The organism is Winogradskyella litorisediminis, from assembly GCF_042675765.1.
GTDB classification, from domain to species: Bacteria; Bacteroidota; Bacteroidia; order Flavobacteriales; family Flavobacteriaceae; genus Winogradskyella; species Winogradskyella litorisediminis.
The window spans coordinates 336,146-349,179 of sequence record NZ_JBHTJL010000009.1 but is presented as its reverse complement, the minus strand read 5'-3'; the positions used below and the strand labels follow the sequence as shown (position 1 = coordinate 349,179).

The 13,034-nt window shown below is 33.3% G+C and carries 12 protein-coding genes; 3 read left to right on the top strand and 9 right to left on the bottom strand.

Annotated features, from left to right (window positions below; genetic code table 11):
* The 3 genes from ACFQ1Q_RS03855 to mutY all read right to left on the bottom strand — a co-directional run bounded on the left by ACFQ1Q_RS03855 (position 1) and on the right by mutY (position 2,899).
* Positions 1 to 1,308 carry a gliding motility-associated protein GldE gene (locus ACFQ1Q_RS03855; protein ID WP_386128165.1) on the bottom strand — a complete coding sequence of 436 codons (1,308 nt, stop codon included), beginning with the start codon at positions 1,306 to 1,308 and terminating at the stop codon, positions 1 to 3.
* A 21-nt stretch (positions 1,309 to 1,329) separates the two neighbouring features.
* Positions 1,330 to 1,779: a single-stranded DNA-binding protein gene (locus tag ACFQ1Q_RS03850; protein WP_386128163.1), complete on the bottom strand. Its 450-nt coding sequence runs from the start codon at positions 1,777 to 1,779 to the stop codon at positions 1,330 to 1,332.
* Between the two features lie 73 nt (positions 1,780 to 1,852).
* Positions 1,853 to 2,899, bottom strand: coding sequence for an A/G-specific adenine glycosylase (gene mutY / locus ACFQ1Q_RS03845; protein WP_386128161.1), 1,047 nt, complete (start codon positions 2,897 to 2,899; stop codon positions 1,853 to 1,855).
* A gap of 136 nt (positions 2,900 to 3,035) precedes the next feature.
* On the opposite strand from mutY, the gene ACFQ1Q_RS03840 reads away from it, so the two are divergent.
* Together ACFQ1Q_RS03840 and ACFQ1Q_RS03835 are read left to right on the top strand one after the other, a co-directional pair.
* A complete protein-coding gene (locus ACFQ1Q_RS03840) occupies positions 3,036 to 3,326 on the top strand; it encodes an HU family DNA-binding protein (protein WP_386128159.1) in 291 nt (96 codons plus the stop codon).
* Between the two features lie 328 nt (positions 3,327 to 3,654).
* Positions 3,655 to 5,199: an Rne/Rng family ribonuclease gene (locus tag ACFQ1Q_RS03835; RefSeq protein ID WP_386128157.1), complete on the top strand. Its 1,545-nt coding sequence runs from the start codon at positions 3,655 to 3,657 to the stop codon at positions 5,197 to 5,199.
* Between the two features lie 128 nt (positions 5,200 to 5,327).
* Here ACFQ1Q_RS03835 and ACFQ1Q_RS03830 read toward each other — a convergent pair whose 3' ends face one another.
* From ACFQ1Q_RS03830 to ACFQ1Q_RS03820, 3 genes are all read right to left on the bottom strand, one after another.
* On the bottom strand, positions 5,328 to 5,795 hold the full coding sequence (locus tag ACFQ1Q_RS03830) for a hypothetical protein (protein ID WP_386128155.1): 468 nt from the start codon (positions 5,793 to 5,795) through the stop codon (positions 5,328 to 5,330).
* Complete coding sequence (locus ACFQ1Q_RS03825) at positions 5,792 to 7,744, bottom strand: hypothetical protein (RefSeq protein ID WP_386128153.1); 1,953 nt, start codon at positions 7,742 to 7,744, stop codon at positions 5,792 to 5,794. Before ACFQ1Q_RS03825 ends, ACFQ1Q_RS03830 begins: the two co-directional genes overlap by 4 nt.
* A gap of 324 nt (positions 7,745 to 8,068) precedes the next feature.
* A complete protein-coding gene (locus tag ACFQ1Q_RS03820; protein ID WP_386128151.1) occupies positions 8,069 to 8,323 on the bottom strand; it encodes a hypothetical protein in 255 nt (84 codons plus the stop codon).
* A gap of 174 nt (positions 8,324 to 8,497) precedes the next feature.
* Here ACFQ1Q_RS03820 and ACFQ1Q_RS03815 point away from each other — a divergent pair, with 174 nt between their 5' ends.
* Positions 8,498 to 9,910 carry an aldehyde dehydrogenase family protein gene (locus tag ACFQ1Q_RS03815; protein WP_386128149.1) on the top strand — a complete coding sequence of 471 codons (1,413 nt, stop codon included), beginning with the start codon at positions 8,498 to 8,500 and terminating at the stop codon, positions 9,908 to 9,910.
* Here ACFQ1Q_RS03815 and ACFQ1Q_RS03810 read toward each other — a convergent pair.
* Genes ACFQ1Q_RS03810 through ACFQ1Q_RS03800 form a run of 3 tightly spaced genes read right to left on the bottom strand, consistent with a single transcriptional unit; the run spans position 9,907 to position 13,024 of the window.
* Complete coding sequence (locus tag ACFQ1Q_RS03810) at positions 9,907 to 10,920, bottom strand: isoaspartyl peptidase/L-asparaginase family protein (protein ID WP_386128147.1); 1,014 nt, start codon at positions 10,918 to 10,920, stop codon at positions 9,907 to 9,909. The genes ACFQ1Q_RS03815 and ACFQ1Q_RS03810 overlap by 4 nt on opposite strands.
* Positions 10,921 to 10,968: 48 nt before the next feature.
* On the bottom strand, positions 10,969 to 12,666 hold the full coding sequence (locus tag ACFQ1Q_RS03805; protein WP_386128146.1) for an MFS transporter: 1,698 nt from the start codon (positions 12,664 to 12,666) through the stop codon (positions 10,969 to 10,971).
* Between the two features lie 22 nt (positions 12,667 to 12,688).
* On the bottom strand, positions 12,689 to 13,024 hold the full coding sequence (locus tag ACFQ1Q_RS03800; RefSeq protein ID WP_386128144.1) for a hypothetical protein: 336 nt from the start codon (positions 13,022 to 13,024) through the stop codon (positions 12,689 to 12,691).
* Positions 13,025 to 13,034: the final 10 nt, after the last annotated feature.

The following is a 13,034-nucleotide window of genomic DNA, read 5'->3' as shown; positions in this document are numbered from 1 at the left end:
TTATTCAGTAATAGTCAATTTAATTTGTTTAATGCGTTTTTTCTCTAAACTCTCTATTGTAAAAACGTAATTTTCAAAATTTATTTTACTAGCTATTCTTGGAAAACCACCAGATATTTCTAGGACAAAACCGGCTAATGTTTCTGCTTCTCCCTTTTTAGCTTCAAAAACGCTTACGTCTTCAAGCTTTAAAATTTTATAAATGTCTTTTAAAGGCGTTTTACCATCAAACCTGTAATTGTTATCATCAATTTTTGTGAAATTAAGGTCTTCATCGTCATATTCGTCACTAATATCTCCAACAATTTCTTCAATAATATCTTCTAATGATACAACTCCAGAGGTGCCTCCATATTCATCTACGACAACAGCTAAATGTACTTTTTTGGTCTGAAACTCTTGCATTAAATCGTCAAGTTTTTTGTTTTCGGGTACAAAAAAAGGTTCTCGCAAAATGGTGGTCCAATCAAAAGTTTTATTGTTGAGATGCTCGAGTAAATCTTTTACATACAAAATACCCACAACCGTATCAATATTTTCTTTGTAAACAGGAATTCTAGAGTAGCCATTATTAATAATTTCAGGGATAATGTCTTCAAAATTGGCATCGATATTTACCCCAAAAATGTCCATACGAGGTCGCATCACTTGCTTTGTGTCAGTATTACCAAAAGACACGATACTCTGCAGAATTTGCTGCTCTTCTTTGGTTGTGTCTTGATGGTCTGTTAGCTCTAAAGCTTGTGACAATTGGTCTACGCTTATATTAGATTTTTCTTTGCCGAGTTTGTTTTGTATTTGTATGGTAATAAAACGTAAAGGCATGCTCACAGGCGAAAAAACCACGTCTAAAAACTTGAGTGGTTTGGCAAGAGCTAATGAAAATTTCAACCTATTTCTGCTTGCATAAATCTTTGGAATAATCTCACCAAAAAGAAGGATTAAAAAAGTAGCACTCACCACTTCTAATAAAAATCGTATTAAAGCACTATTTACTCCAGAAAATAAAAATTCACCGATGTAAGCAAACAAAATAACAATAGCAATATTTATAAAATTGTTGGCTACTAGTATTGTGGCTAGTAAACGTTTTGGTCGTTCTAAGAGAGATGTTATTAATTCTATATTTTTCGCCTGTGCTTCATCTGACCCATCAATATCTGATTTTGATAAAGAAAATAAAGCAACTTCAGCACCAGATATAAGCGCAGAGCAAAACAATAAAAGTAACAATATAAGGACGCTAACCAAAAATGAAGCGTCAAAAGAAATAATTAAAAATTTTAAGCTACTGGGATCAGGGTCCAAAATTAATAAGATTTAAGTTAATTAAAATGGTAAATCATCATTATCGTCTACTGGTGCATTTGCAGAGGTTTGTTGCGCAGACGCAGTATTCTGCGATGTATTTTGTGGTTGTGGGGCAGAATTTTGTTGATCAGCTTTAGGAGTTAAAAAGGTAAATTCATTACACTGAATTTCTGTTGAATAGCGTTCCATACCTTTATCATCTGTCCATTTACGGGTTTTAATCTTGCCCTCAACATAAATCTTGTCACCTTTGCTAAGGTATTTTTCGCAGATTTCTGCAGCTTTATTTCTCACAACAATATTATGCCACTCGGTATTTGTAATTCGCTCATTGGTTTGTTTGCTTACATAGCTTTCACTTGTTGCAATAGGGAAACGACCTACGCAATTTTTATCGTCAAAATAGTGCATTTTTACTTCGTCTCCGAGGTTTCCGATGAGTATAACTTTATTTAGAGTTCCTGACATAATATTTTATTTTATAGTGTACAAAATTACACTTTTATAACTGTATTTAAAGATAATAAAAATTAGAATAGGTCTAATTCTTAAATTTGAATTTTGAAATAAACTCACCAATCAAAGCAGGCACAGGAAATTCCTTTAACTCGGAATAAGATACAGCGTTTTCCAGTTCGCCTTCAAGTTGAATTATCCAAAATTTGGTGTGTAGATGCTGATGAGATAGTTTATGAATAATATCCGCTTCATTATATAAATTGAAATCGAACGTTTTACCATTTAATATTTCTGAAGATTTTGAAAAAGTTTCAAATTCATCGATAGACAAACTTTTTTCAGATTCTATTAAAGGAAACTGATAGAGATTTTGCCAAATGCCTTTTTTAGTGCGTTTTTCGACTAAAGTCTTATGGTTTGCATCTAAAAATACGAGATAATTGAAAAAGCGATTTCTCACTTTAGTTTTTTTTAATTTTACTGGCAAATTTTCAATTTTATTAGTTTGAAATGCCACGCATTTTTCTTGCAAAGGACAAATAATACAATACGGGTTTTTGGGTTTGCACTGCTGTGCACCAAATTCCATAATAGCTTGGTTAAATTTAGCTGGTTGTTTTTTATCAATTAACTCAGTAGCTAAAGCTTTAAACCCCTTAATACCTTGAGTAGAATTTATAGGTGTGTCAATTCCAAAATAGCGTGATAATACCCTATACACATTACCATCTACAACAGCTGTAACTTCACTAAAAGCAAATGATGCAATGGCACTTGCTGTGTAATCTCCAACACCCTTAAGTTTAACAATGTCTTTGTAAGTATTTGGAAAGTTACCGTTTAATTCTTCAGCTATATATTTAGCTGTAAAATGAAGATTTCGTGCTCGTGAGTAGTAACCCAAACCTTGCCATAACTTTAGGACCTTTTGCTCATCACTATCGGCTAAATCAAAAACTGTCGGAAATACTTCCACAAATTTTAGGTAATAAGGCAGGCCTTGTTTTACTTGTGTTTGTTGTAAAATAATTTCTGATAACCAAATGTGGTATGGATTTTGAGTTTTACGCCACGGTAAATCTCTTTTGTGAGCTGAGTACCAATTAATTATGATTTTTGAAAAATTCATTCGTGTTTTTAAATCAATACAACAAACATAAAACTATATAGGCTTAAATTTTAATGAATTACGCTTGAAATATTGAATTTAAATTCTATATATTTGCAACCCCTTATAAACAATAGTAACATAACAATTAAATAAAATGACAAAAGCAGATTTAGTAGCTAAAATTTCTGATAAATTAGGAATCGAAAAAGGTGATGTACAAGCTACAGTTGAATCTTTCATGGACGAAGTAAAAACTTCATTAGAGAGTGGAGATAACGTATATTTAAGAGGTTTCGGAAGCTTTATTATTAAAACTAGAGCAGAAAAAACAGGACGTAATATCTCTAAGAATACAACAATTAAAATACCAGCTCACAACATACCAGCGTTTAAGCCAGCTAAAGTTTTCTTAGAAGGTGTTAAGACTAAAGTTGAAGTGAACTAAGACATACTAAAAAGAAATTATTAATTAAAAACCGAATTATTTATGCCAAGTGGTAAGAAAAGAAAAAGACACAAGGTAGCGACGCATAAGCGTAAAAAACGTAGACGCGCTAATCGTCACAAGAAAAAATAAATCGATGAAAAGTAGTTGAAAAGGCTACTTTTTTCGGTTTTAAAAAACGTTCTTTGATATAGAATATAATGCATATTTAATAGAGTATGCTTTATGTTTGTTGGAATCCCGTTTGTAAAATTACGGGACATCCTGTGTCAAATTATTAAGTACAATCCATTTGTCTCAATTTAGAGATGGATATAAATTAACTATTATGAACAAAGAATTAATCGTGAGAACGAGTTCAGATGTTGTTGATTTTGCCTTATTAAAAGATGGAAAACTTATTGAATTGCACAAAGATGATGAGGATAACAACTTTGCTGTTGGTGATATATTTATTGCCAAAATACGCAAAGTTATTCCGGGCTTAAACGCCGCATTTGTTAACGTAGGTTATGAAAAAGATGCATTTTTGCATTATCATGATTTGGGACCACAATTGCCATCGCTTTTAAAATTCATTAAACGTGTAAGCACAGGGAAATTAAAAGATTACTCTTTAAAAAACTTTCCTTTTGAAAAAGATTTAGACAAGCATGGCAAAATCGCCGAGGCTATAAAGTCTAACCAATCATTATTAGTACAAGTTGTAAAAGAGCCTATTTCTACCAAAGGACCACGCATTAGTTCAGAGTTATCTATTGCAGGTCGTTATATTGTTTTAGTGCCTTTTTCTAATCGTATTTCTGTTTCTCAAAAAATAGAATCGCAAGAAGAAAAAGACCGTCTAAAACGATTGGTAAAAAGTATTACACCTAAAGGTTTCGGCGTAATTATACGCACCGTAGCCGAAGGTAAAAAAGTGGCAGAAATAGACAGTGATTTGCAAAGTTTGCTGAACCGATGGACAGCAATGTGCAAAAAACTCTACAAAGCACATCATCCTACTAAAGTGCTAGGAGAAATGAACAAAGCCTCTTCAATTTTAAGAGACATTTTTAACGATTCATTCTCAGGCATTCATGTAGATGACGAAGCCTTGTATGAGCAAGTAAAAGATTATGTGCACCAGATTGCACCAAAAAAGGAATCTATTGTTAAGCTCTACAAAAACGGAATGCCAATTTTTGAAAAATTTGGTATTGAGCGTCAAATAAAAACAACATTTGGTCGCACCGTAAGTATGGCAAAAGGCGCATATTTGGTTATAGAACACACCGAAGCCTTACATGTAGTAGATGTAAACAGTGGAAACCGCTCTAACAAAGAGAAAAACCAAGAAGACACCGCATTAGAGGTGAATCTTATTTCGGCTACCGAAATTGCCCGTCAGTTACGCTTGCGTGATATGGGCGGCATTATCGTGGTAGATTTCATTGATATGGGTAAAGCCGAAAACCGAAAAAAACTCTACAATCATCTTCGTGACGAAATGAAAGATGATAAAGCAAAGCACAAAATATTACCGCCGAGTAAGTTTGGTTTAGTGCAAATAACCAGACAACGCGTTAGGCCAGAACGTAATATTAAAACAAAAGAGGTAAATCCAGATAGTGTTGGTGGCGACGAAATCGAAGCGCCAATTAAGGTGGTTGAGCGTATTAATCAAGACCTAAAACGTATTTACCGTAAAGACTATAAACAAGTGTCATTGCATGCACACCCATTTATAGCGGCCTTTTTAACCAAAGGGTTTCCATCACCACGTTCAAAATGGTTTTTTGAACACAAAAAATGGGTAAAAGTTTTACCTAGAGATGCTTACACTTATCTTGAATATCATTTTTTCGATAAAAATGGTAACAAAATCAAATAATATCTATTAGTAAAAAAGCCCTTTAATTTAATTTGAAGGGCTTTTTTTGGTTTATTTAAATTAAGCATCTGACTTTTTGCTCGGACTGCAAGTCAGCGCTATCTGGGCTTTAAATGCTAGAATATTTATCAAAATTTGACTTCATATGCTTTAAGTCGTATTGAATTGTCTGTTTCCGATCCTTCATCCACAAAATAAACGTTTTTGGCACGTTTAATTATTTTATAAAAAAGATTAAAATCTACAGACATAAAATCGTCATAAGTAATTATATTTTTCATATCTATTACTCTTAAAGTTTTAACCTCATTTTCTTTGCTGTCGTGCATCGCCGTAATTTTACAACATCCGAGACCATATTTTGCTCGATGTTTTTTCTCCAATTTTCCTGTATCATTAATAAACATAGTGTATTCTTCTTCGTTTTTACGACCAAAGTGAAAAAACTTCTGAGAACCATCATTGATTTTCCTCTCTGATATATACACTTCCTTTTTATTAGAATTAAAAACTAAATATATATCATAATTTTTTGCGTTTTGGGATGCACAAAAATTGAATAAAATTAAAAATGGAATAAGCCTTAAATTTCTCATAAGCAATTTTTTTTCCCTTGTAATTTAACAAGCGTTATTAGTTCATTAAAAGCTGGATATGTGATGCTTCCGTTTGTGCCTACTTGTGATGATAATCCTTCGCCAACTGCCCAGCCAATAAATTCATCTGTATGTTCAAGACCTTGCCAAGACATGTACTCAGCCGTTTTGCTTCTCCATGCAGTACCAAATTGATTTTGAAGAGATGTTTTAAAGGCTTCGCTTTCGCCGTGCCAATTGTGATTATTGAACAAAAAGTCTTGTAGCGCCTGTCGATATGTAGTTAAGATAAAAGTTGAAGTATTAAATAGAGAATGAACCCATTCTTCATCTGCCGCTACACTGTTACTATTAAACGCGCATAATAGTGCAACCCATCTTTCTTGGGCTGTTAAAGTATTTAGATTTACGTTAGCTGGAATGTCTGGACATAAAATATTAAGTTCTGGATTTCCATTTTCTTCGTAGGTTATAATTCCCATATCATCTAAAGTATCATACATAAATGCGTGTATTATCTCATGACACAATGTAACCATTTTTGCTAAGTTAGATGCATTATTTATATCATCACTATAGGTTATAGTGTAATAATCAAATATCCAGTCTGTATTATTAGCACTATTTCCGTGAGTGATTCCCCATTGTTCACCTATGTCCGCAACCTTCAATGTTAATACATCATTATCATTTTTAAAATTGGCTATCATTAAATTATAAAGGCTTTCTTCATCTCCTTCTAACAATTCATCATGCATACATTCAATTTCTGTATTTTTAAAACTTGAATCTTCGTAAATCCTATCTTCGTAGTCAACATTACCACCATCTGCAATTACTTCTTGTGCTAATTGATGAAAATCTAATTCTGCAATAATTTCTTCATTACTAAGGTTACTATTTACTATGGTGTTAAAGTAATCTAGATGTTCTGGATTTAGCGAGTCTTCTCCTGTAATTAAAGGTTGTCCAGACAAAAACATATATTGTAAATAATCTATAGACCAATCTATAAATTGGTAGCCATCAGTGTCACTATTATTGGATAAGTAAGAGTTAAAGGCGGTTTCCATGTGTGGGTAATTATTAAGAAAATTAGTATCATGAAAATCTAACAAATCAGCCATATCAGTTCTTACAATACTTCGTAGTGGAGGATTAATTTGTGTTACAGGACCTTCAGCTAGTATATCTTGACTGTTGTTATTATCTGGATTATAAGGACTATATTCTGCGCCGCCCCAATCTATTGGAGTTCCACCACCATTATTACTAGTACCACCAGAGTCATTTCCTGAACTACCCGCTACTCCGCCAGAGTCACTGCATGCACCAATTTCACTTATAGTAAAAATTACTTCTCCTTGAGGATGTCCACAAGGTGCAGCTTCGTGGTCTTCATCTGTATGGCAAGAGCAAGGTATAGTAAAAGTATAAGTGGTTGTAAATTCTGTACATCTAAACATACCTAGCTGAACTAAATCAAAACCCTCTAAACGTTCAAAAATTGGTTGATTGGTGTAAGTTAATGGTATTTCGCCATCGTTTATGGCGATTAGTTCTTGTTCTGTTAAATTATAAGTGACTAGCATTGGTAAATACTCATCCATATTATTATGCTTGGCAAGTAAAAGATTTTTTATAGAAGTTATAGAATCAGTAGCAGATATGGTATTAAGTGCAAAGGTATAACTGTGGCTATAATTTGTTTCAATATATTTTACACTTGTCGTATCAACGATAAACGTATTTTCAAAATCGGTAGCGCTGCGTTCCTGCGAATAATTTGTAGATTCTCGAATAAGTGGTGATTTTTGATAGACATTATTAAGTGTTTCGCTTATAACGTTATAATTTTTGGTTTTAGATAGCGTAGAAATTTCTAGTCTTACCTCTTGTATTGTTTTTAGTTGCTCAATTTCTGTTATAGTTTCTTCTTCACAACTCAAATTAAAAACTAAAGTAATAGCTAATAAAATTTTAAATAATAATTTGGTGCTTTGGTGCTTTAAATGTCATTCTGTATTATTGTTTAGATTAGTAAACCTCTAATCTAGTTTTTTAAATTCTTCTGGATATCCGTAAAATTACGTAGAATAAAAAACAATAATTAATTGATAGTTAACAGTTTATAAATTATAAAATAAAATTAAGATTAAAAATTCTGCGTGTTAGGTGAAAGAATGTTTTTTACATGAATTTTAAATTTATAAAAAAAATCCTTTCATCAACAGACAAAAGGATTTCAAACTATTTAAAACTAAATTGTGTGCTTAGCACAGTCTTTCTCTTTTTATTTTGTCTTTAAGGCTTTTTCTGTACGCTTTAATACTAATAATGTCATTACTCTTTTTGTAATTTACTTTTAAGTGCTTAGCGTTACGAGATGTGCTTGCCTTGCGTGGCGCAACATCTTCTACCTTAATGATAGAAACCAATTCTGTATTAGCAGGTGCAGACGTTTCGGCCTGTGCAAACCCTACAATTGGTAAGGTTAAAAATGCTAATATTAGAATTACCTGTTTCATTTTGTTTTATTGTCTTATTTTTAACAACACCACAAATTAACAACACAATTAAGGTTAGTACAGAATGTTTTAGACCAAACCAGGGTACTTTTAGATAAACGGAGTACGTTTACAGAAATCATCGACGAAATACACAATTTCGCCATGTAGCCCTTTAAAATCAATACCGATTAAATGACAGATTTTACCGATAACCCATATTATAGTTTATTTGCTAAGCAGAAAGCGCATCAGTATGCTGTTTCTAATTCTACTTATAATCAGCGCATAACAAAATTAAATGCATTTCAACGAGCTATTGAAATCACTTTTAGAGACGAAATCATTATTGCGCTTCAAAAAGATTTAAATAAACCGAAGGTGGAAACCGAAATGTCAGAGATTTATCAGGTTATCGGTGATATAAAACACGCAAAAAAGTACCTTCATAAATGGATGCGGAATCAAAAGGTAAAAACACCTTTGGCATTATTGGGTTCGTCGTCATATATTAAATTTGAAGCAAAAGGCGTATGTCTAATTATTTCGCCATGGAATTTTCCTTTCAATTTAACTTTTGGGCCATTAGTATCTGCCATTGCAGCTGGCAATACGGTTATTATAAAACCGTCGGAAATGACACCAAATTCTTCCGCTTTAATGAAGAAAATAGTAGAAACTGTTTTTAATGAAGAAGAAGTAGCTCTAGTTGAAGGCGAAGTACAAACTTCTACAGATTTATTAAAACTACCATTTAACCACATATTCTTTACAGGTTCACCTGCTGTTGGAAAAATAGTGATGAAGGCTGCTGCAGAACATTTGAGTTCTGTAACGTTAGAACTTGGCGGAAAATCACCTACTATTATAGATGAAACGGCAAATTTGAAAGTTGCTGCCAAACGCATCATGTGGGGAAAATTTATGAATGCTGGCCAAATCTGTATTTCGCCAGACTATGCTTTAGTTCAAGAAAATATTAAAGATGAATTTGTAGATGCTTGTAAAACTGTTTTAAAAGACTTTTACGGCAGCAATCCTAAAACATCTAGCTCTTTTGCTCGTATCGTTACGTCAAAGCATTACAAACGTTTAAATGGATATTTAAAAGATGCCGAAGAAAACAATGCAAATTTTCTAGTTGGAAACGAGACGGACGAAACTTCAAAATATATTTCTCCAACTTTGGTATCTGATTTAAAAGATGATGCCAAACTTTTAGAAGAAGAAATATTTGGACCAATCTATCCAATCTTAACCTATACAACAATTGATGATGCCATCGCTTATGTCAACAAAAAGGAACGTCCGTTAGCATTATATATTTATAGTAATAGCAAAGCGAATACCAAAAGAATACTTAACAGCACAAAGGCTGGTGGAACTTGTATCAACAACAATATCATCCATTATGCAAATCATTATTTACCTTTCGGTGGAATAAATAACAGTGGCATCGGTAAGTCCAACGGTTATTATGGTTTTAAAGCTTTTAGTAACGAACGTGCAGTGGTTAAGCAAAACTTTTTTGGAATAGCAGAATTACTTTTTCCGCCATACACAGATTATAAAGAAAAATTAGCGCGAATTACAGTGAAGTGGTTTTAGATTTTATTAAAATAATCCACCTCTACACGTTCATTTTTATCGTCTTGATATTTCATCATTGCAAAACCTTTATGAATACAATAAGCACCAGTTTCGCCAGCTTTATTCATAGCAATATATGCAATCTGAAAATCCTTATAATCGTCACCTTTGGATGTAATGCGTTTTATAGCTTCTTCACAAGCTTCTTGTGGTGTTTTGCCTTGTCGCATTAATTCAACAATTAAAAAACTACCAACGGTTTTAACAACTTCTTCGCCAAGACCAGTAGCAACAGCGCCGCCAACTTCATTATCTATAAATAAGCCAGAGCCTATGATTGGAGAATCTCCAACGCGTCCTTTCATTTTATAAGCTAAACCCGATGTGCTACAAGCGCCAGCAATATCACCATTTTTGTCCATGCAAAGCATACCAATGGTATCGTGATTTTCGATATTGATTATAGGTTTATATTCTGAAGTTTTTTTCCAATTATCAAGTGCTTTTTTAGAGCTTTCAGTAAGCAGATTTTCTTTTTTAAACCCTTGGCTGTAACCAAATTCTTCAGCCCCTTTTCCGGCTAAAATAACGTGCGGTGTATCTGTCATCACTTTTTTAGCAAGCGCTGCGACGTTGGTTATGTTTTCTACACAAAGTACGGCGCCACAGTCGCCATTACTGTCCATAACACAAGCGTCTAAAGTAACATTACCTTTTCGGTCTGGCGTACCGCCTTTTCCAACGGTTGTGTTTCTTATGTCTTCTTCTTCAACAGCAACGCCCGCAATTGCAGCATCTAGTGCGTTGAGTCCGTTTTTAAGAGATTCGCCTGCTTTTGCGTTGGCATTAACAAAGCCCCAAGTGCAAATAGAGATTGGAAAATTTTTATTTTTCAAAGTTGTAACATTATCATTAAGTGGTTTTTTATTTTCTTCATTTGAATGAGTATTGCAAGCGTTTAAAGCTGAACTGGCAGCAATTCCTATACCGGTTAATGATGCATTTTTTATAAATTTCCTTCTATTCATCGTCGGCTTCTTTTTTATTTTTAACTTCAATTTGGATTTTGTCTTCAATTAGTATTTCACACCTTGTTTATCGAGTACAGATTTTGTTCTAAAAGCATAAAACAGTAAGTATCCAAAGCAAGCTACGGCAATCCAATAAGATGATTGTATGCTAAATATGTCAGCTATTTTTCCTTGTAATGGCGGAATAATTGCACCTCCTAAAATCATCATTATTAAAAATGCTGAACCTTGAGATGTATATTTTCCTAAACCAGCAATACTCAGTGTAAAAATACATGGCCACATGATTGAGCAGAATAAACCACCAGAAAGAAAAGCAAATAATGCTAAATTTCCTGTGGTGAATAGTCCAATGAGCATTCCGAGTATTCCAAATAAGCTAAAGATTTTAAGTGTTGCCACTGGTTTATCTTTGGCCATAAAAAATCCAAAAATCTGTACCGCAATACATATAGCGAAAAAGAGCATTTCGTTTGTTGTAAAATTCAATTCGCCATTAGAGACAAGCGAACTCGCCGAGTTTGCCAAAATAATTACACCAAAAGCAACATATGGCACTAAAATTAAAAGTACTTTCTTTAAACCTTTACTTGGACTAAAAACGGTAATGGCTCCAACCCAACGGCCAATCATAAGTCCACCCCAATACATAGAGATATATTTTCCGATTTCGCTATCGTTTAAAACTGGTAATCCTAGTGGATTAAGATTATTAGCCGAATCTCCGACGGTTTTTAGTAATTCACCCAAATTTGATTGAATAGTAACTTCTACACCAACATAAGTAAAAATGGCCAACATGCCCAAAACCAGTTGTGGATATTTCATGGCGCCCCAACCAATTGGATTTTTCGCAGCGCTTGAATTAGCAATAAATACTGAAGCTATAACAGCAATTAATGCAAGAAATAATAAGGCTAATCTTGTATTTTCAACACTTTCAGTAGCTACTTCATCGCCGGCATAGGTACTAAATATATAACCAAAACATGCCATAATTATTAGGGTTAAAATAATGAGTAAGTTCTTAGCTTTATTAGCTGCTTCAAAATCAGTTTCAGATTTTAAAGCTGGTAATTTTTTTGAAAAATGAAATAAAGCAGCAGCGACTAAAAATAATGCACCAACACCTAAATACAGCAGTTGAACTGTGGTTAGAGTAATTTTATTTTCTTTAATCATTCGCACCAATTCTTCCGGACTAACGGCTGCAGCACCAAAAAGCACTAAAGCCACGACTATTGGTCCAATGGTTGTACCAAATGAATTGATTCCGCCAGCCAAATTTAAACGATGCGAACCTGTTTCTGGTGGGCCGAGTGCAATTGCAAAAGGATTAGCGCCAGTTTGTTGCAATGAGAAACCAAGACCCACAATAAACAAGGCGATTAAGACAAAATAAAATACTGCTGTTTGACCTTGCTCTGCGCCTGCAGTTGCTGGATACATAATAAAAGCACCAATTGCCGAAAGTAACAAGCCATAGACAATAACTTTTTTGTAGCCCCATGAATTGACAATGTCTTTTTTAATACCACTCGAAATAATAAATAACAAAAGTGCCCCGATGTAATAGGCGCCATAAAATGCAAAATCTACCAATTGCGACTGAAACTGGTCGATATTAAAATAGGTTTTACAAAATGGAATAAATACACCATTTGATGCTGCGATAAAGCCCCAAAAAAAGAAAACAGTCACTAGCGTTGTTAATGCCGATTTGTTGGTTTGTTGATTACTCATGTTTTTTTTATTAGTTAGTTGGTTAGTTTGATTTTTTGTTATGCTGAACTTGTTTCAGCATCTCATTTAGTTTTTTGAAATTATTCAAATTTTCTTCAACAGTAATTACTTTAAGCTTTTTATTTTCAAGATGAATTTCAGCGTACGATTTATCTTTAAATCTTCCACCTGTAGAACTTCCAATAAACAAATCAAAAATTATACTTAAGGTTGAAATTAACCAATTGGTTTTTGCCCTTTCAAATCTTATATACTTTACATCTGTGTATTTGAATGAACCATTATTCTCATTATTCGTTTTGTCAATAATTTGAAATTCATTTTTAAAAAACATCAGTGTTGCATAGTCTTTATTCATATTAAAAACT

Excerpts from the sequence above, each read along its gene's own strand:
- ACFQ1Q_RS03850 (WP_386128163.1), bottom strand. The coding sequence starts at position 1,779 with ATGTCAGGAACTCTAAATAAAGTTATACTCATCGGAAACCTCGGAGAC.
- mutY (WP_386128161.1), bottom strand. The coding sequence starts at position 2,899 with ATGAATTTTTCAAAAATCATAATTAATTGGTACTCAGCTCACAAAAGA.
- ACFQ1Q_RS03840 (WP_386128159.1), top strand. The coding sequence starts at position 3,036 with ATGACAAAAGCAGATTTAGTAGCTAAAATTTCTGATAAATTAGGAATC.
- ACFQ1Q_RS03835 (WP_386128157.1), top strand. The coding sequence starts at position 3,655 with ATGAACAAAGAATTAATCGTGAGAACGAGTTCAGATGTTGTTGATTTT.
- ACFQ1Q_RS03830 (WP_386128155.1), bottom strand. The coding sequence starts at position 5,795 with ATGAGAAATTTAAGGCTTATTCCATTTTTAATTTTATTCAATTTTTGT.
- ACFQ1Q_RS03820 (WP_386128151.1), bottom strand. The coding sequence starts at position 8,323 with ATGAAACAGGTAATTCTAATATTAGCATTTTTAACCTTACCAATTGTA.
- ACFQ1Q_RS03815 (WP_386128149.1), top strand. The coding sequence starts at position 8,498 with ATGACAGATTTTACCGATAACCCATATTATAGTTTATTTGCTAAGCAG.
- ACFQ1Q_RS03810 (WP_386128147.1), bottom strand. The coding sequence starts at position 10,920 with ATGAATAGAAGGAAATTTATAAAAAATGCATCATTAACCGGTATAGGA.
- ACFQ1Q_RS03805 (WP_386128146.1), bottom strand. The coding sequence starts at position 12,666 with ATGAGTAATCAACAAACCAACAAATCGGCATTAACAACGCTAGTGACT.
- ACFQ1Q_RS03800 (WP_386128144.1), bottom strand. The coding sequence starts at position 13,024 with ATGAATAAAGACTATGCAACACTGATGTTTTTTAAAAATGAATTTCAA.